At 41.8% G+C, this 24,884-nt stretch carries 22 protein-coding genes; 5 read left to right on the top strand and 17 right to left on the bottom strand.

The window, feature by feature from the left end; translation table 11 throughout:
• Positions 1 to 236: 236 nt before the first annotated feature.
• From envZ to purH, 5 genes are all read right to left on the bottom strand, one after another.
• A complete protein-coding gene (gene envZ, locus ACKLNX_RS05005; RefSeq protein ID WP_412971468.1) occupies positions 237 to 1,532 on the bottom strand; it encodes a two-component system sensor histidine kinase EnvZ in 1,296 nt (431 codons plus the stop codon).
• A gap of 5 nt (positions 1,533 to 1,537) precedes the next feature.
• On the bottom strand, positions 1,538 to 2,263 hold the full coding sequence (ompR, locus tag ACKLNX_RS05000; protein WP_411694263.1) for a two-component system response regulator OmpR: 726 nt from the start codon (positions 2,261 to 2,263) through the stop codon (positions 1,538 to 1,540).
• Between the two features lie 331 nt (positions 2,264 to 2,594).
• A complete protein-coding gene (locus ACKLNX_RS04995; protein WP_411694264.1) occupies positions 2,595 to 3,500 on the bottom strand; it encodes a phosphoribulokinase in 906 nt (301 codons plus the stop codon).
• Positions 3,501 to 3,565: 65 nt separating this feature from the next.
• The gene (gene purD / locus ACKLNX_RS04990) at positions 3,566 to 4,858 is read right to left on the bottom strand and encodes a phosphoribosylamine--glycine ligase (protein WP_412971467.1); all 1,293 of its coding nucleotides are present in this window, start codon (positions 4,856 to 4,858) and stop codon (positions 3,566 to 3,568) included.
• A gap of 87 nt (positions 4,859 to 4,945) precedes the next feature.
• Entirely contained in the window at positions 4,946 to 6,550 is a 1,605-nt protein-coding gene (purH, locus tag ACKLNX_RS04985; protein WP_412971466.1) for a bifunctional phosphoribosylaminoimidazolecarboxamide formyltransferase/IMP cyclohydrolase, read from the bottom strand.
• Positions 6,551 to 6,869: 319 nt separating this feature from the next.
• Here purH and ACKLNX_RS04980 point away from each other — a divergent pair, with 319 nt between their 5' ends.
• Positions 6,870 to 7,505, top strand: coding sequence for a DUF2799 domain-containing protein (locus tag ACKLNX_RS04980; RefSeq protein WP_412971465.1), 636 nt, complete (start codon positions 6,870 to 6,872; stop codon positions 7,503 to 7,505).
• 141 nt (positions 7,506 to 7,646) lie between these two features.
• On the opposite strand, the gene fis is transcribed toward ACKLNX_RS04980, so the two are convergent.
• From fis to aroQ, 8 genes are all read right to left on the bottom strand, one after another.
• Positions 7,647 to 7,940 (bottom strand): DNA-binding transcriptional regulator Fis, encoded by a 294-nt coding sequence (gene fis, locus ACKLNX_RS04975; protein ID WP_014110420.1) that lies wholly within the window; start codon positions 7,938 to 7,940, stop codon positions 7,647 to 7,649.
• 33 nt (positions 7,941 to 7,973) lie between these two features.
• Entirely contained in the window at positions 7,974 to 8,972 is a 999-nt protein-coding gene (dusB, locus tag ACKLNX_RS04970; protein WP_411694268.1) for a tRNA dihydrouridine synthase DusB, read from the bottom strand.
• A gap of 286 nt (positions 8,973 to 9,258) precedes the next feature.
• Complete coding sequence (prmA, locus tag ACKLNX_RS04965; protein ID WP_412971464.1) at positions 9,259 to 10,140, bottom strand: 50S ribosomal protein L11 methyltransferase; 882 nt, start codon at positions 10,138 to 10,140, stop codon at positions 9,259 to 9,261.
• Between the two features lie 35 nt (positions 10,141 to 10,175).
• Positions 10,176 to 11,693 carry a S10 family peptidase gene (locus tag ACKLNX_RS04960; RefSeq protein WP_412971463.1) on the bottom strand — a complete coding sequence of 506 codons (1,518 nt, stop codon included), beginning with the start codon at positions 11,691 to 11,693 and terminating at the stop codon, positions 10,176 to 10,178.
• Between the two features lie 156 nt (positions 11,694 to 11,849).
• On the bottom strand, positions 11,850 to 12,026 hold the full coding sequence (locus ACKLNX_RS04955) for a DUF6435 family protein (protein ID WP_412971462.1): 177 nt from the start codon (positions 12,024 to 12,026) through the stop codon (positions 11,850 to 11,852).
• Positions 12,027 to 12,253: 227 nt separating this feature from the next.
• Positions 12,254 to 13,600 (bottom strand): acetyl-CoA carboxylase biotin carboxylase subunit, encoded by a 1,347-nt coding sequence (accC, locus tag ACKLNX_RS04950; RefSeq protein WP_411694272.1) that lies wholly within the window; start codon positions 13,598 to 13,600, stop codon positions 12,254 to 12,256.
• Positions 13,601 to 13,610: 10 nt separating this feature from the next.
• Positions 13,611 to 14,069 (bottom strand): acetyl-CoA carboxylase biotin carboxyl carrier protein, encoded by a 459-nt coding sequence (accB, locus tag ACKLNX_RS04945; RefSeq protein WP_412971461.1) that lies wholly within the window; start codon positions 14,067 to 14,069, stop codon positions 13,611 to 13,613.
• Between the two features lie 66 nt (positions 14,070 to 14,135).
• Positions 14,136 to 14,597, bottom strand: a complete 462-nt coding sequence (gene aroQ, locus ACKLNX_RS04940; protein ID WP_412971460.1) for a type II 3-dehydroquinate dehydratase — start codon at positions 14,595 to 14,597, stop codon at positions 14,136 to 14,138.
• A gap of 442 nt (positions 14,598 to 15,039) precedes the next feature.
• On the opposite strand from aroQ, the gene ACKLNX_RS04935 reads away from it, so the two are divergent.
• The gene (locus tag ACKLNX_RS04935; RefSeq protein WP_412971459.1) at positions 15,040 to 16,620 is read left to right on the top strand and encodes a diguanylate cyclase; all 1,581 of its coding nucleotides are present in this window, start codon (positions 15,040 to 15,042) and stop codon (positions 16,618 to 16,620) included.
• Between the two features lie 111 nt (positions 16,621 to 16,731).
• Here ACKLNX_RS04935 and ACKLNX_RS04930 read toward each other — a convergent pair whose 3' ends face one another.
• The 4 genes from ACKLNX_RS04930 to ACKLNX_RS04915 all read right to left on the bottom strand — a co-directional run bounded on the left by ACKLNX_RS04930 (position 16,732) and on the right by ACKLNX_RS04915 (position 21,518).
• Entirely contained in the window at positions 16,732 to 18,393 is a 1,662-nt protein-coding gene (locus ACKLNX_RS04930) for a SpoIIE family protein phosphatase (RefSeq protein ID WP_412971458.1), read from the bottom strand.
• A 12-nt stretch (positions 18,394 to 18,405) separates the two neighbouring features.
• The gene (locus tag ACKLNX_RS04925; protein WP_411694277.1) at positions 18,406 to 18,687 is read right to left on the bottom strand and encodes an STAS domain-containing protein; all 282 of its coding nucleotides are present in this window, start codon (positions 18,685 to 18,687) and stop codon (positions 18,406 to 18,408) included.
• A 12-nt stretch (positions 18,688 to 18,699) separates the two neighbouring features.
• The gene (locus tag ACKLNX_RS04920; RefSeq protein WP_412971457.1) at positions 18,700 to 19,035 is read right to left on the bottom strand and encodes a hypothetical protein; all 336 of its coding nucleotides are present in this window, start codon (positions 19,033 to 19,035) and stop codon (positions 18,700 to 18,702) included.
• 176 nt (positions 19,036 to 19,211) lie between these two features.
• Complete coding sequence (locus tag ACKLNX_RS04915; protein ID WP_412971456.1) at positions 19,212 to 21,518, bottom strand: protein-disulfide reductase DsbD; 2,307 nt, start codon at positions 21,516 to 21,518, stop codon at positions 19,212 to 19,214.
• Positions 21,519 to 21,781: 263 nt separating this feature from the next.
• Here ACKLNX_RS04915 and ACKLNX_RS04910 point away from each other — a divergent pair, with 263 nt between their 5' ends.
• From ACKLNX_RS04910 to groL, 3 genes are all read left to right on the top strand, one after another.
• Entirely contained in the window at positions 21,782 to 22,387 is a 606-nt protein-coding gene (locus ACKLNX_RS04910) for an FxsA family protein (protein WP_412971455.1), read from the top strand.
• 170 nt (positions 22,388 to 22,557) lie between these two features.
• Entirely contained in the window at positions 22,558 to 22,848 is a 291-nt protein-coding gene (locus ACKLNX_RS04905; protein ID WP_411694281.1) for a co-chaperone GroES, read from the top strand.
• A 144-nt stretch (positions 22,849 to 22,992) separates the two neighbouring features.
• Positions 22,993 to 24,630, top strand: a complete 1,638-nt coding sequence (gene groL, locus ACKLNX_RS04900; RefSeq protein WP_412971454.1) for a chaperonin GroEL — start codon at positions 22,993 to 22,995, stop codon at positions 24,628 to 24,630.
• The last annotated feature ends 254 nt before the right edge of the window (positions 24,631 to 24,884 follow it).

Genomic DNA, 24,884 nt, shown 5'->3' with positions numbered 1-24,884 from the left:
GACTGAAACGCTCAAAGACTTCATTCTGCCTGAGCCTGACCGGCCGGATTATCCTAGAGCCGTAAAGATAAAGCCAACAAGATTCCCATTAAAGAAAGCCGAACATCTAAGGAAAAAACCTTAACCGAACAGCATTACGCGCAGGCGGGGACCTCCATCAGCACACCCAAAGTTATCAATTTAATACAACAATCGTCATCCCCGCGCAGGCGGGGACCTCAATCAGCAAAAAGGGTTTACGTGCTGTAAGGAAGGCTAAAACCAGCGGAGAGGCCGCCGCTTGAGTGGTTGGTGAAGAGCATCTTGCCGCCGTGGCTTTCGACTATGCGCTTAGTAATAGCCAAACCAAGGCCTGAACCAACTGAGCCGCGGGCTTTGTCACCCTGCGCGAATGGAGCAAATAACATTGGAATGTCGGCTTCTGGAATGCCTTTGCCATAATCACGCACATTACAGATCAACACCTTTGCTTTGTGATCAACATTGGTAATAATGGAAATTCTCTCGCTGCCATAACGAAATGCATTTTCAATTAGATTATCGAGAACCCGCTTGATTCCCACAACCCTTAATTTGGCATTCGGTAACTGTGCTAGCTGAAGTTCTATACTGTGATCTGGTTCAAGAATTCGCCCTTCAACTAGTTCTTTTATGACTCGATTGAGGTCGACGTTCTCCGTAGCTTCTTGTCTGTCTTGACGCGCATAGTCAATAAACTGATCGATGATGGCGTTCATGTCTTCTATATCATGCTCAATGCCGTCTTTTACCCACGCTTGGTCTTCAGGCAGCATTTCACTGGCAAGGCGAATGCGCGTTAAAGGAGTGCGTAAATCGTGAGAAATACCAGCAGTCATAAGTACGCGATCACTTTCTAGTTGATGAATACCTTGCGACATTTTATTAAATGCATTGGTTACAGCGACCATTTCACTACTTCCTTCCAGTGGCAAGGGGTCTGGGAACTGCCCTTTACCCACTTTTCGAGCGGCACGCTGCAATGCTTGCAAAGGTCGGTTTAATCGCCGAACGAACAACCAACCTCCAGCAACACTTAATATACTAATAACAATAAGGTAAATAGTGAGTGGCGAGAAATCGCTTTCTTCAATGCCTTGCATCGGTATAGAAATCCAAATATTTGGATCTTGTGGTGGCCTGATCCACATGAGGTAATTAACACCGCCGGTGGTTCTAACGTCTGTTTCTCCACCCAGTTTTTTAGAGATCTGCTTGGACATAAAGCTATAATATGTCGCGTCGCGCAAGCCTGCATGCATCGCCGATTCCGGAGTATGAAAGCGGGTGCCGGTAGATTCCATAAACTCATCGCGCAATGGGTTGTCGGGCGAGTTTAGACCTTGCAAGAATATTTGCTCAACTTGAGTGGCAACCAAGGTATTAATTTGTTGATAGCTGGGGCGTATAAAGTAGTTAATAACGGACAAATAAGTCACGATTTGGTTGATCAGGAGTAAACCTGCGATCAACACGACTGTTTGTCCGAATGTACTTTTAGGGAGAAAACGCACGCGAATTAAACGTCTATTTCACCGTCTGGCACAAATACATAACCCAAGCCCCAAACAGTTTGAATGTATCGCGGACTAGCGGGATCCACTTCAAGCATTCTGCGTAATCGAGAAACCTGAACATCGATGCTTCTTTCCAATGCACTATAATCTCTGCCGCGCGCTAGGTTCATCAGCTTATCGCGTGAAAGTGGTTCACGTGCATGTGTGACCAAAGATTTTAGTACTGCAAACTCGCCGCTAGTTAGGGTTAGAGGCTTACCGTTATCAGACATTTCACGAGTAGCCAAATTCAATTTGTAACTACCGAAACTGACAATTTGCTCTGACTGTGATGGTGCGCCAGGAGCCTCGGTTGTTTTTCGGCGTAAAACGGCTTTTGCTCGTGCCAGTAATTCTCTGGGGTTAAATGGTTTTGGTAAGTAGTCGTCGGCGCCCATTTCGAGTCCAATAATTCGATCTACTTCATCACCTTTAGCCGTTAACATGATAATAGGGATTTGATTTTCTTGTTGGCGCAATCGACGGCAAATTGATAAACCATCCTCATCAGGCAACATCAGATCAAGTACCATTAGATGAAAGTTTTCCCTTTCTAAAAGCCTATCCATTTGCTCACTGTTTGCTGCGCTGCGAACTTGATAGCCTTGTTCTACTAAATATCGCTCTAATAAGGCGCGCAAACGCATATCATCATCGACAACTAGAATTTTAGAGGTTTCCTGACCCATCAATCTCATCCAACATTAGTATTTATATCTCACACTATAAGACATCATTGGCAAACTCGAAAGAGGGGATGTGTTGATGATTGTTACAAATGATGTCTAGTGCTTAAATTTAGGGGGATTTTGAAGGGAAAACTGGGAAATACTTGAATTTTAGGCAAAAAAAACCGCCGATAAACGGCGGTACAACTAATCCACGCAATCAACGAATTAGCTGTTTTTCTTCACTACCCTATTAAGATAGCATTTTGCTGTGTTTATACAATAGCAAAACGCAAAAAAAGGTTAAAATATATACTAACTTATTGTACGAAAAAGCAATTTAATTTTTACGTTATTTATTGTCGGCTAACCAGTCCATCTGATAGCCAGCTCGCCGTTTTTTATCTAACAGCTCTTCGATCAGTGGGGTTAAAATTAACTCCATCGCAAGCCCCATTTTTCCACCCGGCACAACGATAGTATTTACGCGGGACATAAAGGCACCATCAATCATCTTTAACAAATAGGGGTAGTCGACACTTTTCATTTCACGGCGGAAACGAACCACAACAAAACTTTCATCTTGCGTAGGAATTTCACGCGCGCTAAAGGGGTTAGAGGTATCAACGGTAGGTACGCGTTGGAAGTTAACGTGGGTACGCGAGAATTGCGGCGTAATATATTGAAAATAATCATCGAGACTGCGCACGATACTGCTCATCACAGCATCACGAGAATGTCCTCTGTCAGTGGTATCTCTTACGATCTTCTGGATCCACTCTAAGTTTACGATGGGCACCATACCAACGAGCAAGTCGACGTGAGAGGCAACATCGACTGTGTCTGTTTCTACACCGCCATGCAAGCCTTCGTAGAACAGTAAGTCTGTATTCTCTGGTAAATCTTGCCAAGGCGTGAAAGTACCTGGCATCTGATTGAAAGGGACCGCTTCATCGAAAGTGTGTAAGTACTGTCTGTGTTGTCCTTTGCCTGTTTCACCGTATTCGACAAATAATTTTGAGAGCAGCTCAAAGTCATTGGCATGAGGGCCAAAATAACTGATGTGACGCCCTTGCTCCTGCGCTTTGCGGATTTCTACTTCCATTTCTGGGCGAGTAAAGCGATGAAAGCTGTCGCCACCAACGGACGCCGAATTTACCTTCAGGTTACGGAATATATGCCTTATGGCATTCGTCGTGGTAGTTGTTCCAGCACCGGATGAACCGGTTATTGCAATAATCGGATGTTTTACAGACATAGGCTTCTAGGGTAATTGAATTACCCTAGTTATAAGCAACCCAGCACAGGTGGTCAAGGTGTTTTTCAGTTCTTGTTGTTTTCACGGGCTATTGCACGGTAAGCAATATCGGTTCTGAACATCACACCTTGCCAATCAATCGCATCCACCAAGGAGTAGGCATTTTGCTGCGCTTCTGTCACGGTTTGACCCAAACCAGTTGCACATAATACGCGACCGCCGTTAGTGACTATTTTGTCCCCATCAATTTTCGTTCCTGCATGAAATACTTTGCCAGGCAATAAAGCAGCATCGCTAAGTCCATGAATCTCATCACCTTTGGGATAAGCGCCAGGGTAACCTTCAGCGGCCAATACCACCCCTACAGCAGCTCGGTCATCAAATTCGATTTGCGCAGTGTCCAACTCTTGCTTGCAGGCTAGCAGACATAAGGCGACAAGATCGGATTGCAAGCGCATCATGATGGGTTGTGTTTCCGGATCGCCAAAGCGGCAATTGTACTCAATCACTTTCGGTGTGCCATCGGCATCAATCATCAAGCCTGCATATAGAAAGCCTGAATACGGATGACCTTCCTCTGCCATGCCTGAAACGGTTGGCTCGATGACTTCTTTCATCACTCGCTCAAATATTTCAGGTGTGACTACTGGCGCAGGAGAATAAGCTCCCATACCACCGGTATTTGGGCCTTGATCTTTGTCGTATGCACGCTTGTGATCTTGGCTCGTTGCGAAGGGAAGGATATTCTTGCCATCGACCATAACGATAAAGCTCGCTTCTTCGCCATCTAGGAACTCTTCTATTACGACGCGACTGCCAGCTTCGCCAAATACGTTACTCGCTAGCATGTCCTTTATGGCATCTTCAGCTTGTCTCAGTGTCATTGCAACGATAACGCCTTTCCCTGCAGCTAAGCCATCGGCTTTCACTACAATCGGAGCACCTTTTTCTCGAACATAGGCGAGGGCAGGCTCTATTTCAGTAAAGTTTGCATAATCAGCGGTGGGAATTTTATGACGAGCTAGAAAGTCTTTTGTGAATGCTTTTGAGCCCTCGAGTTGAGCTGCCCCTTCAGTTGGACCAAATATAGCTAAATTGTTTTCTTGAAATAAATTTACAATACCAGCAACTAGGGGCGCTTCTGGCCCAACAATGGTAAGACCAATTTTTTCTGATAAAGCAAACGCTAGTAAAGCTTGATTGTCTTCAGCGCTAATTGCCACGTTAGTTAGCTTTGGCTCAAGCGCTGTTCCAGCATTACCGGGCGCAACAAATACTTCAGTAACTAATGTTGATTCTGCTGCTTTGTATGCTAATGCATGCTCTCTACCGCCACCACCAATTACTAATACTTTCATTTGCACTCTCTATTTCTTAAATTTTTAACAAGGGTTTCTGATCTACTAACTCGCTCACTCATTCACTCATGTCGCACGGATCACATATTAATGTTTAAAGTGTCTCATACCAGTAAATACCATCGCGATGCCGTGTTCATTTGCGGCTTCAATCACTTCGTTATCACGCATTGACCCACCCGGCTGAATAACGGCTTTGATTCCTGCTGCTGCAGCTGCATCGATACCATCACGGAAAGGGAAAAATGCATCAGAAGCCATGACACAACCTTCAACTTCTAATCCTTCGTCGGCAGCTTTTATGCCAGCCACTTTCGCTGAATAGACGCGACTCATTTGGCCGGCGCCAACGCCAATCGTTTTGCCATCACGACAATAAACAATGGCATTCGATTTTACATATTTAGCGACTTTCCAAGTAAATAGTAAGTCGTCTAGCTGCTTATCAGTTGGCTTAACTTCGCTAACAACTTCGAGATCTTCTTTTTCTACCATGCCGAAATCCCTTTCTTGCACTAACATGCCACCGTTTACGCGTTTGAAATCGTAACCATCGGTAAGTTGACCTTGCCAGTCACCACAAGCAAGCAAGCGTACATTTTTCTTTGTTGCAATAACCTTTTGTGCTTCTTCACTAACCGAGGGGGCAATAATGACTTCAACGAATTGACGGTCGATAATCGCTTGCGCAGTTTTAGCATCAAGCTCACGGTTGAAGGCAATAATACCGCCGAAGGCTGATGTCGGGTCAGTTTTATAAGCGTTATCATAAGCAAGGAAAATATCATCCGAAATTGATACGCCACATGGGTTTGAATGTTTGACGATTACGCATGCCGGCTCTTCAAACTCTTTCACACACTCAAGCGCAGAATCGGTGTCAGCAATGTTGTTGAATGACAATTCTTTACCTTGTAATTGCACAGCTGTTGCTACTGAGGCTTCTTGAATATCATTCTCAACATAAAATGCGGCTTCCTGGTGGCTGTTCTCACCATAGCGTAGATCTTGTTTCTTGGTCATTTGTACATTGAAAGTGCGTGGGAACTCGCTGTGATTATGATCACATTCATCTGCACATGATTGGCTAACGGATTCTATTTTTGCACCAAAGTAATTAGCAATCATGCCATCGTATTCAGCAGTATGTTCAAAGGCTTTTATTGCTAGATCGAAACGTGTGGCGAAAGTCACGCTGCCACTGTTGTCTTGCATTTCTTGTAGCACCTTCGAGTAATCATTTGCGTTAACCACAATCGTAACATCGTTATGATTTTTAGCTGCGGCACGCACCATCGTTGGCCCACCAATATCAATATTTTCAACCGCATCCTCAAGACTACAGTCCGGATTTGCAACCGTGGCTGCAAACGGATAAAGATTGACAACGACTAAATCGATTGGCGCAATGTTTTGCTCTTGCATCACTAATTGGTCTAAGTCGCGACGACCCAAAATGCCACCGTGAATTTTCGGGTGTAATGTTTTTACTCGACCATCCATAATCTCTTGTTGCCCAGTATGCTCCGACACGTCTATCACTGGTATTGAGTTTTCTCTTAACAACTTAGCAGTGCCGCCAGTTGATAGTAGCTCTACATCTTGCTTAGCAAGAGCGGATGCAAACTCGACAATTCCGGTTTTGTCAGAAACGCTTAATAAGGCTCGTTGGATAGGTTTAGCTTTTTGCATTGTGTTCTCTACGGTTATTGGGTTCGACAATTATTGAAAACAAAAATAGCTCACACTACTTAAGCAGACATTAACTTGATGCTAACAAATTGAAGGGGTTTAACAGTCTTTGGATGGGCGCGGATTATACTAAGTTTTGCTGTTTTTAGCACCAAAAATATTGCTTGAATGAAACAAAAGCTAACAATGTTGTTGAATTTGATACTTTCGCACGCATTGGGCTTTGCTATACTCGCCTCGTCGCAATAGTTTAATGGGTTTGATTGCTAGCAGTAGCTCAATTATTTTCAGTAGTTAAAAAATAGAAAAGGACAATTTCATGACAATGAAAAATGCTGTTTTAGTCTCGATAGTAGCACTCTCATTATCTAATCTCAGTGGCTGTGCAAATATGAATCAGGCTGAATGCGAAACGGCAAACTGGCGGGCTATAGGCTATGAAGACGGCGTTTCTGGTGCTCGTGATGCAAAGTTTTCACAACATCGTAAAGAGTGTTCAGCACACGGTGTAACGGCAAATATAAATGAGTACTTAGAAGGGCATGTAGAAGGTTCTAAAAAGTACTGTACGCAAACCAACGGTTTCTTTCTTGGCATGAAAGGGCAAAGCTACAATCGAAATTGTCCTGAAGATCTCGCGCCAGCATTCCTATATGGCTTATCAGATGGTAAGCAAATTTATTCAGCGCAGCTTGCGATGAATTCGGCAGATGATGATTTGCAACGCTTATATGCACGAATTGAAAACTTCGAAGAACTGATTGTAGATAAAAACAATTTAATGATAGCTGACGGTTTGGTTCGAGCGGAAAGACTGGAAATTCGCCAACAGATAGAATCCTTGGAAATAAACATGCTAGAACTCATCGAGCAAATTCCACAATACCAAGAAGAGCAAAGTCGGGCTATTGAACAATACGAGCATGTTAAGGCTTCATTCGCTAACTACTTCTGAACTAATACCACTTTTCTACCGGCATAAAAAACCCGATGTATCGTTAAACACATCGGGTTTTTTAAAACTAGTACTTTGAAAGACTTTAAGCGTTAAAAGGAAGACCTAACACTAGGAAAACAGTATTCAAAGTCTACTAGATTAGTTCATACCATATTGCTTAAGTTTTTTACGCAGAGTACCACGGTTAATACCCATCAAGTTGGCTGCTCTTGTTTGGTTACCGCGTGTGTATGTCATTACTTCTTCTAATAACGGAGCTTCAATTTCAGCTAAAACTAAGTCATACAAGTTATCAATGTCTTGATTATCTAATTCTTTTAAATATTTATTAACCGCTTGCTTTACAGATGCTCTTAGAGGCTTTTGAGTTTGCGCTTGGGTTGGTGTTGTTACTGTCGTTGTAAATGGTGACGTTAGGTTTTGATCGAACATAATACTTTTACTGCTCTTTTTAAAATGAAATACTTAAGCTGCAGGCGTGATGGAAATTTCTTCACGCTCAGACAACGATGAAAAATAAGCATTTAAAGCGTCGATTTGGCTTTCACCATCCTCGATAGCGTTAAATACTCGACGAAAGGTTCTATCAGAATCATACTTTTCAACGTACCAACCAACATGTTTTCTAGCGATTCGTACTCCCATAGTATCGCCATAAAATTGCTGAACATTCTGGATGTGCTTCGTAAGCACGTCCAACTTTTCAGCGATTGGTGGTTCTGATAAGTACTCCCCAGTTTTCATGAAATAATCGATTTGACGAAAAATCCAAGGGTTGCCTTGGGCTCCTCTGCCAATCATTATTCCATCAGCACCAGTGAAACTAAGAACTGCTTTCGCGTCATCTACGGTTACAATATCTCCGTTGGCGATGACAGGAATACTAATAGTTTCTTTGATCTTCCGGATCGTATCGTATTCCGCATTCCCTTTGTACATACAGGCACGTGTTCTACCATGCACTGCTAATGATTGAATCCCGTTTGCCTCAGCAATTTGGGCAATCTGAACACCATTAATGTTATCGGTGTCCCATCCTGTACGGATTTTTAATGTAACCGGCACTTGCACTGCTTCGACAACTGCTTTCACAATTGACTCAACCAAATCAGGTTGTTGAAGCAAGGCTGAGCCCGCTAACTTTTTGTTCACTTTCTTGGCAGGGCAGCCCATGTTGATATCAATGATTTGTGCGCCATTCTCAACATTAAACTGTGCTGCTTGAGCCATTAACAGTGGCTCCGATCCAGCGATTTGTACCGAGCGTATGCCCGATTCACCTTGATGGTTCATTCTTAACTGTGATTTAGCTGTGTTCCATACTCTAGGATTACTAGAAAGCATCTCGGATACTACTAAACCTGCACCCATCTGTTTACACAACTGCCTAAAAGGTCTGTCGGTTACTCCTGCCATTGGAGCAAGCATTAGATTGTTGTCTAATGTGTAGGGACCAATTTTCACTGTAACTCCTTTATCCTTAAGAAATGTTTACTTAAGACGACGACTACTCAGAAATAATTAAAGTGTAACTGGTCAGATGTGGCTTAATCTGAGCGGTATATTACTTATTTTTTGTACAAATAAAAAGCATAAATTTCGTTCGTATTGTTTAAAAAATGAACGCAAAAAAAATATTATGATTTAGGTCAATTAGTTATCTTATAATTTAAGAACGAAAAAAAATTATCTACGAAACCTCAGTACCCGCCAGAACTTAAACGCCTAAGGTGTTTAATTATACTTATGTCTAACTTTTTTTCGTAGCTGATAGCCTCACCCATTCTCCTTCAACTTCAACTGCTTGAAAAATAAACTGCTCCTTATAATGAGACATCACTTCATCAGCTTGCTCGACTAAAATCCCCGACATAATAAGTTGTCCATTTTTTGTACAGTAATTGGATATTACTTCACTGAGCTCTTTTAAAGGTGCTGCCAAAATATTCGCCATAACAATATCAGCTTGTAAATCGGGTTGGTCAGCAGGTAAGAATACTGACAGTCGGTTTTCTACTTTGTTTCGTGAGGCGTTGTCCATGGTGGCTTGCAATGCTTGTGGATCAATATCGATGCCGATCACTTTTGCGGCATCTAATTTGAGCGCTGCTATTGCCAAAATGCCGGAACCACAACCAAAGTCGACAACGGTTTTATTTTCTACATCAGCCTTATCTAACCATTGCAAACAAAGTGAGGTAGTAGGGTGTGTGCCCGTTCCAAATGCTAAGCCAGGATCGAGTAAAATATTGACGGCATTAGGATCTGGTGCTTCTAACCAGCTAGGACAAATCCATAAGCGCTCACCAAATTGCATTGGGTGAAAGTTCTCCATCCATTCCCGTTCCCAATCTTTATCTTCTAGTTGGTCGACAACATGAACAAAGTCTTTCCCAAGTGCTTTGGCTTTTTCTAGGCGCTTTATTACAAAGCTTAAATCGTCACTGGCATCAAACAGTCCTACTACCTGTGTGTCAGGCCACAACAATACTTCACCTGGCTTCGGCTCATACATTGGCGTGTCTTTAGCATCAACAAAGGTGACTGCTAAGGCCTTATTAGCGCTTAACATATCGCCCACGGCTTCAGCATGCTCTGCTTTCACGTTAATTTTTAGTTGTTGCCAAGCCATTAATCACCCTTAATACATTACTCAAAAATCTGTCTTTACTGGCCTTGTTTTACGAATTCTCGCATATCATTTGCCAGCTGCTTCAGCGAAGGGTGGTGAATATACATCATATGACCCGATTCGTAATACTTCATTGTGAGTTTTTCTTTAATAATTCCATGGTGATTCATTGAATGCTCTGTTGCAAAGAATGGTGTCGCTAGGTCGTAGTAGCCATTTGCAACAAAAATTCTAAAGTCTCTATTTTGATGTTGTGCTTTAGCAAGATATGGAGTGACGTTTAAAAATCCTTGTTGTCTTGCAGTTCCTCCATAAAGCCAATTCCAGTTGCTATATACTTCACCACTCAAAATGTTGTATCGCTCTAGTCGTTTTACTTTCAGATCTTTTGCTAAGTATTGCTGAATAGCAGCAGTATATGCGCCGTCTATCGCGTAACCGGCAGGATCATCTTCAAACCTTGGCTCAATGTTGTTAGTTTCCGTACCCAAATATCTGCTGTCTAGACGACCAACGACTTGACCACGGTGTCGCAATAACTCCTTCATAAAATAGAATTCATTAATGCGCATATTTGTATTCTTGATATATGTTTTTGAAAGACCTGTGTAGGCATGCAACTGATCAATCACAAATTGGGTTTCTTGTGTTGTTGCGAGAGCGCCTTTGAATAAAAATGTATTGTATTGGTTTAATGCAAACTGCCTGACTTCATCAAGGAAAGCTTCAATATTTGGCCATTTATCCTTGTTATCGATCGCATCGTGGTACCACGCTGTAGCAGCGTATGTAGGCAAAAAAGTAACATATGGAATATCGTTTCCAGGGGTAAAGTCACCTGTCTGAAAATCGATTATTGATGAAATCAAAAAAACACCGTTTAAGTCGAGAGAACCCCAGCCCTCTTGTAACTCCTTCACCATCGCAGCTGCACGGGTAGTGCCATAACTTTCACCCGCCAAATACTTTGGACTGTTCCATCGTTCATGCTGGGTGGTAAATACGCGCACAAAATCAGACATTACAACAGCGTCTTCTTTCACGCCCCAGAAGTCCTTGCCCTTATATTCCCCAAGCGCCTTAGAATATCCAGTTCCCACCGGATCGATAAACACCATGTCGGCTATGTCGAGTAAACTATGGGGATTGTCGATTACTGAAAACGGGGCTGCACTGACAGGATCAGCATCGCTAGGCAACTCAACATATTTAGGACCGAAGACACCCATATGTAACCAAACACTTGAAGATCCAGGGCCGCCATTGAAAACAAAAATAAGTGGACGTTTCTCGCTATTTTTAACTCCCGTGCGGAAATAGGCAGTACTAAAAATAGAGGCTTTCTGATTGCCGTCATTGTCTAGTATAAATGTGTCACCCGAATACACCTGATACGTCACTTTTTGACCGTTGAAAACACCCTTGTGACTCGTTTTCGACATCAATGCTTTGTCACTCATGACGTTTTCAGTATTGTTATCATTATTAGCGACGGCAGAATTAAAAATAATAGAGGATAAAGCGATACACAAAATGAGTAGAAATTTATTCATAACTTTCCATTTAGTTGAGTTTACGTAGATGATGTATTTTTAAGCATTACTCTAGACTATATTCAGCCCGACTGCATTAAAGACGGGCGTTTATTAAGAATTATTAGCTATAATTTGGAGGCGTGAACTTGCAGCGTACTTGGTTTGTTTGGCTAACTATTTTTTATCAGCCTCTAACTTTTGAATTTCAGCCCATAAAGTTTTCGCTTCTGCAGTTAGCATCGAATAGGTTTTGATGTCGCCTTTGCGCTGAGCGTGCATTGCTTGTTCAAGTTTCATATCGTAACTTTTGCGGAGCTTTTTTGATGGCTTGGATTTGAATATGCCGAACATGGTGATTCCTTAATTCTGAAATTAATTTCTTCATACGTGGTGTAAACGTTTTGGCGCACTTTTTTAGACGTAAAAATTAAAAACTAGGCTTTTCGTATTACTGTCACTTCAAACTAGATAAACGAAAACAAATAAAAACGCCTAGCTATCATTCGACAAGCTAGGCGTTTTGTAATGTTGGTTTAAATCAAATACACAAGCGTATTTGCATAAGTCCTGAGGACTTACTATTTCGACAAACCCAGTTTTTTCTCTAAATAGTGGATGTTAGTGCCACCATTGTAGAAGTTTTCGTCTGCCATGATGAGTTGCTGTAGAGGTACATTTGTTTTGATTCCCTCAATAACTAATTCACTTAAAGCATGTCGCATTCTCACGATTGCTTCTTCTCGGCTTTCACCAAAGGTAATTAGTTTGCCAATCATCGAATCATAGAAAGGTGGTACCGTGTAGCCAGTATAAATATGCGACTCCCAACGAACACCTAAACCACCCGGCGCATGAAACATCGAAATTTTACCAGCACACGGAACGAATGTTTTTGGATCTTCAGCGTTGATTCGACATTCAATAGCATGACCACGCACTTTAACCTGTGATTGCTCAATGGAAAGCGGTTGGCCTGCTGCGATACGTAATTGCTCTTTGATCAAGTCAACGCCGGTAATCATCTCTGATACAGGGTGTTCAACCTGAATACGCGTATTCATTTCAATGAAGTAAAACTCACCATTTTCATACAAGAATTCAAAGGTACCAGCACCGCGATAGTTGATTTCGATACATGCACGACGACAACGCTCACCAATTTTCGCACGCATTTCAGCAGAAATACCTGGTGCAGGTGCTTCTTCTACTACTTTTTGGTGGCGACGTTGCATAGAGCAATCTCGTTCACCTAAATGAATCGCATTTCCTTGACCATCTGCAAGCACTTGAATTTCAATGTGACGAGGGTTTTCTAAGAATTTCTCCATATAAACCACATCATTGTTGAATGCCGCGCCAGCCTCAGCCTTGGTCATTTTGATGGATTCTTCTAATTCTTCTTCGCTGCGAACAACTCGCATTCCGCGACCACCGCCACCGCCTGCTGCTTTAACAATCATTGGGTAACCAATGCGTTTAGCGACAGTTTTATTCTTCTCGATGTCATCACCTAGTGGACCGTCAGAGCCTGGTACGCATGGTACACCTGCTTTACGCATTGCTGCGATAGCTGACACTTTGTCGCCCATTAGATTAATGGTTTCTGCTTTTGGACCAATAAATACAAAACCACTTTTTTCGACCGCTTCAGCAAATTCAGCACTTTCAGCTAAAAAGCCGTATCCGGGGTGAATTGCTACTGAGTTTGTCACTTCAGCTGCGGCAATAAGACGCGGAATGTTCAAATAACTTTCAGTGGCAGAAGGCTTACCGATACAAATTGATTCATCTGCAAGTAAAACGTGTTTTAAGTTACGGTCTGCAGTGGAATGAACTGCTACCGTTTTTATGCCGAGCTCTTTACATGCGCGAAGTATACGCAGTGCAATTTCGCCCCTATTGGCTATGAGTACTTTATCAAGCATAGTTGCCGCCTTATTCGATAACGAACATCGGTTGATCAAATTCAACGGGTTCTTGGTTATCTACGAGAATCTCTTTAACCACACCGGCCTTATCGGCTTCGATTTGGTTCATCATTTTCATCGCTTCAACGATACATAGAGTGTCACCTACGTTAACGCTTTGGCCAATTTCAACAAATGCTTTCGACTCTGGTGAAGATGAGCGATAAAAAGTACCTACCATTGGTGATTTAACGATATGGCCAGTCTGAACCGGCGCGGCTGCTTCAACAGGTGCGGCTGCTGCAGGCGCTGAAGCCGGTGCGGCATGCATCATTGGTGCTTGCATCATCTGTGGGGCATATTGAACTGAAGAGGATGAACCGCCACGGTGAATTCTTACAGACTCTTCACCTTCAGTGATCTCTAATTCAGCTATACCTGATTCTTCGACTAGTTCGATAAGTTTCTTTATTTTTCTAATGTCCATACTCTGTCTCTTTTTTTTATAATTGATAGTTGCGTTATTTACTTAGGTAAGGTTTACCTAAGCTATTTAATTCGTTTGTTGAAATTTTGTAATTAAGGCGTCTACGGCAAAGCGGTAACCTTGCTCTCCTAATCCTACAATCACGCCTTGCGCGATATCAGAAAAGTACGAATGATGACGAAAGCTTTCACGCTTATGAACATTCGAAAGATGAACTTCGATAAAGGGCACATTGACTGCAAGTAAGGCATCTCTTAATGCCACGCTAGTATGAGTGAATGCAGCAGGATTGATAATAATGCCGTCAATTGGCGCGTTGTTGTCGGAGCCATTAACTAGCAGTGACTGTATACGCTCAATTAACTCGTGTTCCGCATTTGATTGAAAGTGAAACAGCATTGCATCCTGGCTATTTGCATAGTCAGTGAGTTCAGCCATTATAGCCTGGAGCGTTCTTGAGCCATAAATTTCTGGCTCACGCTTACCTAAAAGATTTAGGTTTGGTCCGTTTAAAACTAAAATATTCATTAAAATGCTTATATTTTCGGTGAACGAGTCGTTATATTGACCATATTCTGACATTTTTGTTCAATAAGTGCCAATTAGCTGTCAATTTGTAATACAAATCGTAATTTAATTCGTTAATAGCTGAAATATACACAGATCGCTACAAAGATTCAGCAAATTACTGGTCTAATCAGCGAAGTTAGCGAGAGCTGACCCATCAATTGAGAAATTCAACGCCGAGTGTTGAAGACAGTTTTTGCATGTTTTTCACACTGGCGCTATTATATTTCTCATAAGTACTTATTATGTGGCGCGTATTACTTTAATCGTTGCCTACTCGATGCATTATAGTAAAAAATTTGATTATTGCGTTTTTTGGCGATAAAGCAGAGCTTTTAGGAGAGTCACCATTACTTTACCCAGCGGAATAGATGCGAAATTCAAATCTAAATTAAAAGTTTTAGTGCAACAATGGGGCGCAGCGAGGAAGGAAAAAAGCTTAGATTTATTAACGCCTTTTAAAAACAACATTGATGTTTTTGCAAAATCTGTATCTTCTCTATCCTTACATCAATTGCACACAATTTTGTCAGACATCAATAAGGCTTGCTCCGATATCTTATCAGATGGTGATAATTTTCATTCAGTCAGTCCAAGCATTGACAAGTTGATGAACCAACTTATTTCAAGTGCTCAGTCATCACCTAATCCCCTTCTGGTAGAAAATTCTGAACATTACAAGGTCGATTCAATACCAGAAGTTAGCAAACAAAGAGATAGACAATCGCGCAAGGTTTCCATAGGCGTTGTTGATCACGACAAAGCGTCGGGTGAGGCCGTTTCAGCATTAATATCTGACTTTGATTTTAGTGTTGAGTATTTTGAAAGTATAGAGCAACTAAAAGAAGGTTTGTCCAAGCAAAGATTCGACTTAGTCTTGCTCGATACTATGATGCCAAAAATTTCGACCTCTGAGGTGTTCGAGTTTGCCAAGACCTTATCGGATAGTGGCACTAAAGTAATTTCGTATTCTGGTTTGTTTAATTTTGAAATGCGTTTAGCAGCTGTGCGAGCAGGTGTTGCCGACTTCATAGTGAAGCCAACTTCCATTTTGAGCATTATTGAAAAAATTAATCGTGTGTTGAATATTCGAAAATCTCGCGACTATCGCATTGTTTATATTGATGATCAGAAATCGATGGGTGAGTTTTACCAAACCTTGCTAGAAGGTGCAGATTGTGAAGTTTTCTTCATGAATTCAGTGGAAGAAATGTTCAATAGCATTGACGACCTGCACCCAGACTTATTCTTGCTTGATATGAATATGCCTGATGTAAACGGTCTGGAAGCGGCAAAAATGATTCGCCAGCAGAAGCAATTTGATTTTACACCAATAGTCTTTTTAACCGCCGATGAACAATTGGATATTAAGCTTCTTGCTTTGCAAGGTGGTGCAGAGGACGTCATTCCAAAAAGTACACCGCCAGCTTTGGTTATCCAACTCCTATTAACACGTTTACAACGTTCTATGGGAATTAGGGAGTTTGTATCCAAAGATAGCTTAACCGGTGTTTTGAACCATGGTCAAATCATGGAAGCGGCCATGAATAGCTATCGCCTTAGTAAACGCCAAAAAACTAATGTCTCTATTGCAATGTTAGACCTAGTTCATTTCAAGAAAGTAAACGATACATACGGACATGCTGCTGGTGACAAAGTGCTTAGTGGTCTAGGGCAGTTGCTATCGCGCTCACTTCGCAGTACTGATTTCATCGGTCGATATGGCGGTGAAGAGTTTATGATAGTACTTGTTGGCGCTAGCCCAGTAGAGTCGCTGCAAAAGCTAAACTCCATAAAAGATGCGTTTGCTAGCAACGATTTCGTATTTAAAGATAAATCTTTCCGCTGCACATTTAGTGTGGGTTTGGCTGATTTGGCGAATAATTCGAGTTTGCCTCAAACTGTTAGTCAAGCCGACCAAGCGCTATATGCCTCAAAAGACGCGGGACGCAATAGGGTTACGCTTTTTCAGCATGGTGAATAGAAGTAATGCTTTGTAGGGAATTCGTCAAAGTTTACTAAACTCATTGTTTGCTGCGCAAGCGGTGAATTGTCCATTACTATTGTCCACTACAATAAGATGTTTGCTCCTTCGTTAAGAGTCTCTCTTCATGTTTACTATGGTTTTATTGCCCGGTGCGACAATATCTACTGATTTGCAGAGTTTATTTATTAAATCCCTACCACGACCTGATAAGGCATTATCATCGGTATCTTTTGCTTTATTTAAATCGAAGCCCTTACCTGAATCGACTATTTCAAAATCTATTTCTGATGTTTCTGGTGAGTATGCAAACTTCATACTCAGCTTCTCTTCCTTACCGATATTTTCTAATCGCTCTTCTTTCAGCTGAAAATATTCGGCAAAACCGTCAACCTCAGTCTTTAGTTTCGAATCTAAGTCGAGAATGCCATGATCTAAGCCATTGCTGATCAATTCTGAGAAAACGGTAAATGCTCGTTGTCTCAAGTCACCTACCATGTCGGCGCTGCGCATTATGCTATCTAAGCATCCGACGATATCGGTACTAGCAATTAGTGGCCCTTCTATTTCCAAGGTAGCGGTAATTTTACCTTCGTTAATCCTCACAACTTTCTTCTTCTCGTTCAGGTGTTTCTCCATCAAAGCTTCAACCTGAAGGTCGCACATTGAGAGGTCATCAAGCAATTCACCCGAATCATTAAATTCCGTAAATTCACGAATTATTTCGGCAACCAAGCTATCTTGATAATCATAGCGTTTAAATAATGCTAGCAGACGGGACATCCCAAACACCTCGCCTGAGGGGTTTGGTTGTTCAATTAGGCCATCGCTATAAAAAAACAAGTTACGGATAGGTCCGGTCTCTAGGGTAACGATAGCTGGGTCAAAATCTTCCGGGTCTAAAATACCTAAGGCCATGGAGGTAGAGGAATGAAGTTCTAATGACTTATCCGTTCTTAGGGAGATGACATCGGGCATGCCGCCATTGAAGAGTTGCAATCTTTGTTTGTTGAAATTGACTTCAACGCCTATTAGCGCAACAAATTTGTCATCAGGTAGTTCTTTGTTTAACTTTTTGTTTGCCTCGTGAACGATGTGCGCAAGTGTTAGCCCTTTTCGTATCATCGCCCGAATAGTGGCAACCAAGGGTAGAACACTGATAGCTGCAGCTAAGCCATGACCGGTTGCATCGGCTAAGATCATGAAGCGATTGCCATTTGGTGCTGTGTCACAAATAAATACGTCGCCGTTGAAGGAACTCGATGATTGAATATACGTATCAACACATTCCGTTTCAGTTTCTTCTAAAGAGGCTACATGCTCATAAACATAGCGAGCGAGCTTCTCTTCTTGTTCCTGCTGATTGATAAGTTTTTCGAGGCGTATTGTTTTTCGAATAATCTCATCTTCTTTGTCATACAGCTCACGATTTCGTTGAATTTTTTGCCAGAGTAAATTGACACTGAATGGCTTGATCAAAAAGTCATCTGCGCCCTTATCAAAAGCATTGGACATCACACTTTGATCATCTTCCGCAGTTACCATCATCACCGGCACTTTGTAGGGGAGCTCTTTGATAAAGTGCAAAAAATTAATGCCATCCCCGTCAGGAAGGTGATTGTCGAGTAAAACAAAGTCAAATGGTGAAAGTAGTAACTCAGACTTCGCGCTCAGTAAATCTTTTGAAATGATCGTTTGACACTCTTTTTCACCAAGAAATGTTTCTAGGATTTCAGCGAATAGAGAATCATCCTCGATGATTAAAACGCGCATTTGATAGTCTACTTATGAAATTTCGAATAGACGGTCGAAATTCGCAATTTCTAAAATTTCTTTAGCACTATCTTTGGCATCTTTTATGCGCACAGATATGTTTTTCCCTTTGGCTTTCTTTTGAAACAGAACCATCATCCCCAGTGCTGAGCTATCTAAATAGCCAACATGACTAAAATCCAAGGCAATTTCTGTGACGCCAGGATCTGATAGAAGTGCTTGATACTGGTCTGTAAATTCCTTGTGATAACCAAAGTCAAAACGCTCTGGGATCTGAATTGCTTTTTCGCTCATATTTGCCTCTTCTTAAAACAGTTCTATTTTTCGGGCAGCGATAATGCTTACCGATACGGGGTTGTGAATAATTAACTTTCGCTTCTTCATATTAAACGCGGTAACGAATTCGTTTTTCACAGCTTTGATGTGTTGCTGTAAATCAATGTGGGAGGCTTGCTCGATGACATTTGTGTCATTCGTGCCTTTGTCGACGCTTGAATGGGTATTTAGATAGAAAATGCAGGCAAAGAACCCAGCAGTATTCAACACTAGCGCAATGATAGCGAAGTTAAATATGACAAGGATAAAACTGATTGCGACAACAACTGCAATCGCCGCGATGGCTTTCATTAACAAGCTGTGCATGGCGTTCCAATTAATAATTTTATACAAAATAAACCTAAACTAGCGAGGGATCAACGACAAATTCAGGGCGAATAACGCCATTTATTTGACATCTAAGCCGCGACCTATATGGGCTGTGGCTTAGATGAAAGTTTTGTTCGCTGCTATGTAGGTTATCGTACTGAAATCAAAAACATTTAACCTTGATTTAGAGACTTCTCCACATGTTGAGCAAAAGGCGCCGCTTTCATAAATCCAGTGACGCGAGACTTTGGTAATTCGTAACCATTCTTATCAAAGAAAAGTATAGTAGGTAATCCAGTAATATCAAAATGCTCCTGGAATTCCAGACCTTCCGGCGTATTGTCGGTCAAATCAATCTGCATCCATACGGTGTTGCTCAACGCGTTTATTACTGCAGGATCAGGGAAGGTTCGAGTTTCAAACTCTTTACAAGCGACACACCAATCTGCGTATAGGTCGACCATAACTGACTTTCCATCTGCACTTGCGGCTACAACTTTGCCATACAAATCTTCAAGATTTTTTACTACTAAGAATTTGGGGTGACCTGCTTCACTTAAGCCCTTTTCACCCGCGTCGGCATTAGAAGAATGCGGTGAAGCAGATGAAAGCACCAAGTTATGCCAGCCAAGTTTTGCAGTGCTATTGATGCCAACCACAACTGACAATACTAACCCTACCATGATAAAGAGAGTGCGAACGCCTTTAAAGAAGGTGGTTTTAGTATCTTGATTAACAACAAACCAGTAGCTAAATAAAGCCAAGCCAAGGACAACCCAAAGCAAGATTGTCCAATCACTAACAATAAATCGTTCTACAAATAGTATGGCGACACTCAGCATCATGAATCCAAAGCTCGCTTTCACGACATTCATCCATTGCCCAGCTTTCGGAAGCAACTTACCACCCGTCATGCCAAATAGTATCAACGGTATACCCATACCTATACTCAAGGCATACAGCGCAGTGAAGCCCAGCGTTAAATCACCACTTTGTGCGATAACCAATAAAATTGCGGTCAGTGGCGCGGTGGTGCAAGGGGAGGCGACCAAACCGGATATCACACCCATGACAAAGACACCAATTGGATTGCCCGCTTTCTGGCTGTTGCTAACGCCATTAAGCTTTTCTTGCCATTTAGATGGTAGTTGAATTTCGTATCCGCCAAACATGGCAATTGCTAATGCGACGAATAAGACAATAAAGGTGACTAATATCACTGGTGATTGCAGAGCCGCTTGAAATTGAACGCCTGCTGAAGCGACAACTAGGCCTAATAAGGAGTAAGTGATTGCCATACCCTGCACATAAACGAAGGATAAGAAAAAGGCTCTGGATGTCGTTAAGCTATTTTTGCCCGCACCAACAATAATACTCGAAAGAATAGGGTACATTGGGAACACGCAAGGAGTGAAGGCGAGTCCTAAGCCAAGCAGAACGAAAAGTCCCAGTGTAATTAACAAACTCTCGTTTGAAAGCAAACGGTCAGCTAATTGGAATTGTTCCGACTGCGGAGCGTCGTTACTAGCTGGCTTACTGCCACTAGCATTGTCGCCAGAGGCATCGCCTACTGCATTTAAATAAATAACCTTTGTAGTGGGAGGATAACAAAGCCCGGCGGTTGCGCAGCCTTGATATCTGAGTTTAACAACCGCGTCTTGAGCGGCGTTGATAATGTTGTATTCAACACTCATGTCCTCTAAAAATACATCTGAAACACCAAAGAACTCATCTTCAATTTGCGTTGGCGTGGGGAAAGTGGGCTCGCTTAATTCCCCATTTTTCACGACGGTTTTAAATTGTTTCTTGTAAAGGTAATAGCCTTCTTCAATGTCCCAATCAACAATCAGTTTCCCTTCTTTTTGCTCGAATGAGAAACCAAAGGCTTCTTCCACTTTTAAGAAGGTAGGTTGTTCTTCAAATAAATCGCTTAAAGAATCTTTGCTGGCAGATGCTTTACTGTTTGGCGTACTTGAAAATGCATCGCTACCTCCATCGTTAGTGGCGACAGCATTTAAGTAAATTTCATTTTGTTTTGGTGGGTAGCATAGACCTGCTTTTGCACAACCTTGAAATTGGACCTTCACTAAGGCGTCGTTTTCAGCTTTAAGGATTGGGTAAACGACCTCAAAGCTTTCAGTGTAGACTTCGGAAAGCCCGAAAAACTCATCTTCAATTTCAATCGCTTTTGGAAATACGCCCTCGCCTAAAACAGCGCCATCAGCTTCGATCATGAACTGCTTTTTATACAGGTAGTATTCGGGGGCAATTTCCCATTTTACAATGAGGCGATTTTCAGATTGCTCGAAATCCATTTGAAAAGCTTGATCTACTTTCAAAAAGCTAGGCACATCATCGAACAAAGATTGCGGTGTCTCATCAATTTGCGCTAGACAAGCCTGCGGGTAGGCGATAACGACAGCCATTATTACCAACAGCCAAGACCTCAGTGACATTTTGAATTGCTGAAAAAACTTCATAAAACCTTAAAACCCCTATTCCAATTATGTGCAGTATGTATTGTTATGGTCATTGCATGCAAGGAGACCTGCCGTAACCGAGTCTTCTTTCGTATACTTTTTTTATTTACTCACTATTTTTGAGCTGCTCGTTTTATCTCATCAATTTCAATTACGCTCTGGTCTTGAATAAATATCATTCGCCCAAACATTATTGATTAGAATAAGACCAGACTAGACTAGAATAAGTTTATTAACAGAAACTTAATATATCGGGAGACGGCATGTTCGGACGCCTATTTATACTTTTTGCAATACTGCCAATTCTCGAAATCATGTTGTTGATCAATGTGAGCGACAACATAGGCGGTTGGAATACCTTTGCGTTAGTCCTCATCACGGCATTTTTAGGTGCCTATTTTGTACGTAGAGAAGGCGCGAATACTTTGCGAAATGTGCAAACGAAAATGGCACAGGGCGAAATGCCAGGTAAAGAACTAAGTGAAGGCTTACTGCTGCTGATAGCGGGTGTTTTGCTGGTAACACCAGGTTTCATAACGGACATTGTGGGTTTATTATTTACCTTACCTTTTACCAGAGCGCCTATAGCAGCGTCTCTTGTTAAATCGTTCATGAAGTCAGGAAAAGGCCAAGCTAGCTTCTCATTCCATCAGCAAGGATTTCATGGTTCAACATCTTCTAGTTTCCATCAAAAAAATGAAGATGGAAGCGTATTTGATGCTGAATATGTAGACAAGACAGAGGCATCAAAATCAGGTGCTAATGTGACCAATATAGATTACAAAGACCAAGACCAAAGTAGCGCTGATTGTAAGACATCAGAAAGTGAAAATAGCTCGGTAACTAAGGATGATGAAAAAAATCGTTAAAAAAAGTATTTTTTTTAGCAAACGCCCTTGAGTTATTGAGTGACAACCCCATTTTACTCGCAATCCAAAAATTAATAGCAGTATCGCTGCTAAAATTTCGCGGCTAATTAGTTCGCTATTTAGCTGTTTTAACCTAAACCAAAACATTGGAATTTTCAGGAGATTTGAAAATGGCAATTCGTCCTTTACACGACCGCGTCATCATTAAACGCGAAGAGCAAGAAAGTAAATCAGCTGGTGGTATCGTACTAACTGGTTCAGCTGCTGAGAAATCAACTCGCGGTAAAGTAATCGCTGTAGGCAACGGTCGCGTTCTTGATAACGGTGACGTTAAAGCATTAGACGTTAAAGTTGGCGACGTAGTTATCTTTAGTGATGGTTACGGTGTAAAAACTGAAAAGTTAGATGGCGAAGAAGTGCTTATCCTTAGTGAAAGCGACATCTTGGCAATTGTTGAATAGTGAACGCTGAATGACAATTGCTAATTAGCACTTGTTAGTAGGCAACACTGTTTTCAAAACAACGATTTAATTGACGCTTTTTGTTCTACTGGTTTTCACCACTGCAACGAAAAGCGAATAGCAAAAATTTAGAGGAATTTAATTATGTCAGCAAAAGAAGTTCGTTTCGGTATCGACGCACGCAACAAAATGCTTAAAGGCGTAAACGTATTAGCTAACGCAGTAAAAGTAACACTAGGTCCAAAGGGCCGTAACGTGATCTTAGAAAAGTCTTTCGGTTCACCTACTATTACGAAAGATGGTGTTTCAGTTGCCAAAGAAATCGAATTAGAAGATAAATTCGAGAACATGGGCGCTCAGATGGTAAAAGAAGTTGCCTCTAAAGCGAACGACGAAGCAGGTGACGGAACAACAACTGCGACAGTACTAGCACAAGCTATCGTTACTGAAGGTTTGAAATCAGTTGCTGCGGGTATGAATCCAATGGATCTTAAGCGCGGTATCGACAAAGCCGTTATCGCTGCGGTTGAAGAACTTAAGAAATTATCTACAGACTGTGCAGATAGCAAAGCCATTGCTCAAGTAGGTACTATCTCTGCTAACTCTGACGAAGTAGTTGGTCAGATCATTGCTGAAGCAATGGACAAAGTAGGCAAAGAAGGCGTTATCACTGTTGAAGAAGGTCAAGCACTTCAAAACGAACTAGACGTTGTTGAAGGTATGCAGTTCGACCGTGGTTACCTCTCTCCATACTTCATGAACAATCAAGAGAATGGTTCAGTAGAACTTGAAGCTCCGTTCATTTTATTAGTAGACAAAAAAGTCACTAACATTCGTGAGTTGTTGCCAACACTCGAAGCTGTTGCAAAAGCATCTAAGCCATTACTCATTATTGCTGAAGATGTTGAAGGCGAAGCGCTAGCGACATTAGTTGTAAACAACATGCGCGGTATCGTGAAAGTAGCAGCTGTTAAAGCACCTGGTTTCGGTGACCGTCGTAAAGCAATGTTACAAGACATCGCGACGTTAACTGGCGGTACTGTGATTTCTGAAGAAATTGGTTTAGAGCTTGAAAAAGTTCAGCTTGAAGACTTAGGTACAGCAAAACGCGTTGTTATCACTAAAGACAATACAACGATTGTTGATGGTGCTGGCGAGCAAGAAGGTATTGAAGGTCGTTGCAACCAAATTCGTGCACAAATTGAAGAGTCATCTTCAGACTACGACAAAGAGAAGCTTCAAGAGCGCCTAGCTAAACTAGCTGGTGGTGTTGCGGTAATCAAAGTTGGTGCAGCAACTGAAGTTGAAATGAAAGAGAAGAAAGCTCGTGTTGAAGATGCTCTTCACGCAACTCGCGCTGCCGTTGAAGAAGGTGTTGTCCCTGGTGGTGGTGTTGCACTTGTTCGTGCCGCAGCTAAACTAGCTGACATGACTGGCGACAACGAAGACCAAACGCTAGGTATTAAACTTGCACTTCGTGCAATGGAAGCGCCTTTACGTCAAATCGCATCTAACGCTGGCGCTGAAGCGTCTGTTGTTACAAACGCAGTTAAAAACGGTAAAGGTAACTTCGGTTACAACGCTGGAAACGACACATACGGCGACATGCTAGAGATGGGTATTCTTGACCCAACTAAAGTGACTCGCTCTGCACTACAATTTGCAGCGTCGATTGCCAGCTTGATGATCACAACCGAAGCAATGGTTGCTGAATTACCGAAAGAAGAAGCTCCTGCTATGCCTGATATGGGCGGTATGGGTGGAATGGGCGGTATGATGTAAACTGCCCAAAATGAGTTCATAAGAACTCAGTAAGTTCTTTAAGGCCCGCGTTGCTTAGCTTCGCGGGCTTTTTTGTGTGTTTGAGAGGGTTCTCAATTGCTTTCTAAAATACCCCGGAATCAAATAATAGCGATATTAATCAGTTTTCGTATAGCACCATTAAGGCTCTCGCCTTTACTGTCTATCGTCCATGAGTTTGGTTTATGTTAGGATTACCCTTATAGCTACAATATTCTCTGGATTCAAAGGATTAA

It is taken from the genome of Glaciecola sp. MF2-115, assembly GCF_047250385.1.
Classification (GTDB): Bacteria; Pseudomonadota; Gammaproteobacteria; order Enterobacterales; family Alteromonadaceae; genus Glaciecola.
The sequence above is the reverse complement of the archived record's forward strand: the minus strand, read 5'-3'. Positions and strand labels throughout refer to the sequence as shown.

Bases quoted from the DNA above. Each gene is read 5' to 3' on its own strand.
- purD (WP_412971467.1), bottom strand. From the start codon at position 4,858: ATGAAAGTATTAGTAATTGGTGGTGGCGGTAGAGAGCATGCATTAGCA.
- prmA (WP_412971464.1), bottom strand. From the start codon at position 10,140: ATGGCTTGGCAACAACTAAAAATTAACGTGAAAGCAGAGCATGCTGAA.
- ACKLNX_RS04920 (WP_412971457.1), bottom strand. From the start codon at position 19,035: ATGCACAGCTTGTTAATGAAAGCCATCGCGGCGATTGCAGTTGTTGTC.
- accC (WP_411694272.1), bottom strand. From the start codon at position 13,600: ATGCTTGATAAAGTACTCATAGCCAATAGGGGCGAAATTGCACTGCGT.
- ACKLNX_RS04905 (WP_411694281.1), top strand. From the start codon at position 22,558: ATGGCAATTCGTCCTTTACACGACCGCGTCATCATTAAACGCGAAGAG.
- groL (WP_412971454.1), top strand. From the start codon at position 22,993: ATGTCAGCAAAAGAAGTTCGTTTCGGTATCGACGCACGCAACAAAATG.
- aroQ (WP_412971460.1), bottom strand. From the start codon at position 14,597: ATGAATATTTTAGTTTTAAACGGACCAAACCTAAATCTTTTAGGTAAG.
- ACKLNX_RS04915 (WP_412971456.1), bottom strand. From the start codon at position 21,518: ATGAAGTTTTTTCAGCAATTCAAAATGTCACTGAGGTCTTGGCTGTTG.
- ACKLNX_RS04995 (WP_411694264.1), bottom strand. From the start codon at position 3,500: ATGTCTGTAAAACATCCGATTATTGCAATAACCGGTTCATCCGGTGCT.
- fis (WP_014110420.1), bottom strand. From the start codon at position 7,940: ATGTTCGATCAAAACCTAACGTCACCATTTACAACGACAGTAACAACA.
- ACKLNX_RS04925 (WP_411694277.1), bottom strand. From the start codon at position 18,687: ATGAGCGAAAAAGCAATTCAGATCCCAGAGCGTTTTGACTTTGGTTAT.
- ompR (WP_411694263.1), bottom strand. From the start codon at position 2,263: ATGGGTCAGGAAACCTCTAAAATTCTAGTTGTCGATGATGATATGCGT.
- accB (WP_412971461.1), bottom strand. From the start codon at position 14,069: ATGGACATTAGAAAAATAAAGAAACTTATCGAACTAGTCGAAGAATCA.
- purH (WP_412971466.1), bottom strand. From the start codon at position 6,550: ATGCAAAAAGCTAAACCTATCCAACGAGCCTTATTAAGCGTTTCTGAC.
- ACKLNX_RS04930 (WP_412971458.1), bottom strand. From the start codon at position 18,393: ATGCGCGTTTTAATCATCGAGGATGATTCTCTATTCGCTGAAATCCTA.
- ACKLNX_RS04955 (WP_412971462.1), bottom strand. From the start codon at position 12,026: ATGTTCGGCATATTCAAATCCAAGCCATCAAAAAAGCTCCGCAAAAGT.
- ACKLNX_RS04960 (WP_412971463.1), bottom strand. From the start codon at position 11,693: ATGAATAAATTTCTACTCATTTTGTGTATCGCTTTATCCTCTATTATT.
- ACKLNX_RS04980 (WP_412971465.1), top strand. From the start codon at position 6,870: ATGACAATGAAAAATGCTGTTTTAGTCTCGATAGTAGCACTCTCATTA.
- ACKLNX_RS04910 (WP_412971455.1), top strand. From the start codon at position 21,782: ATGTTCGGACGCCTATTTATACTTTTTGCAATACTGCCAATTCTCGAA.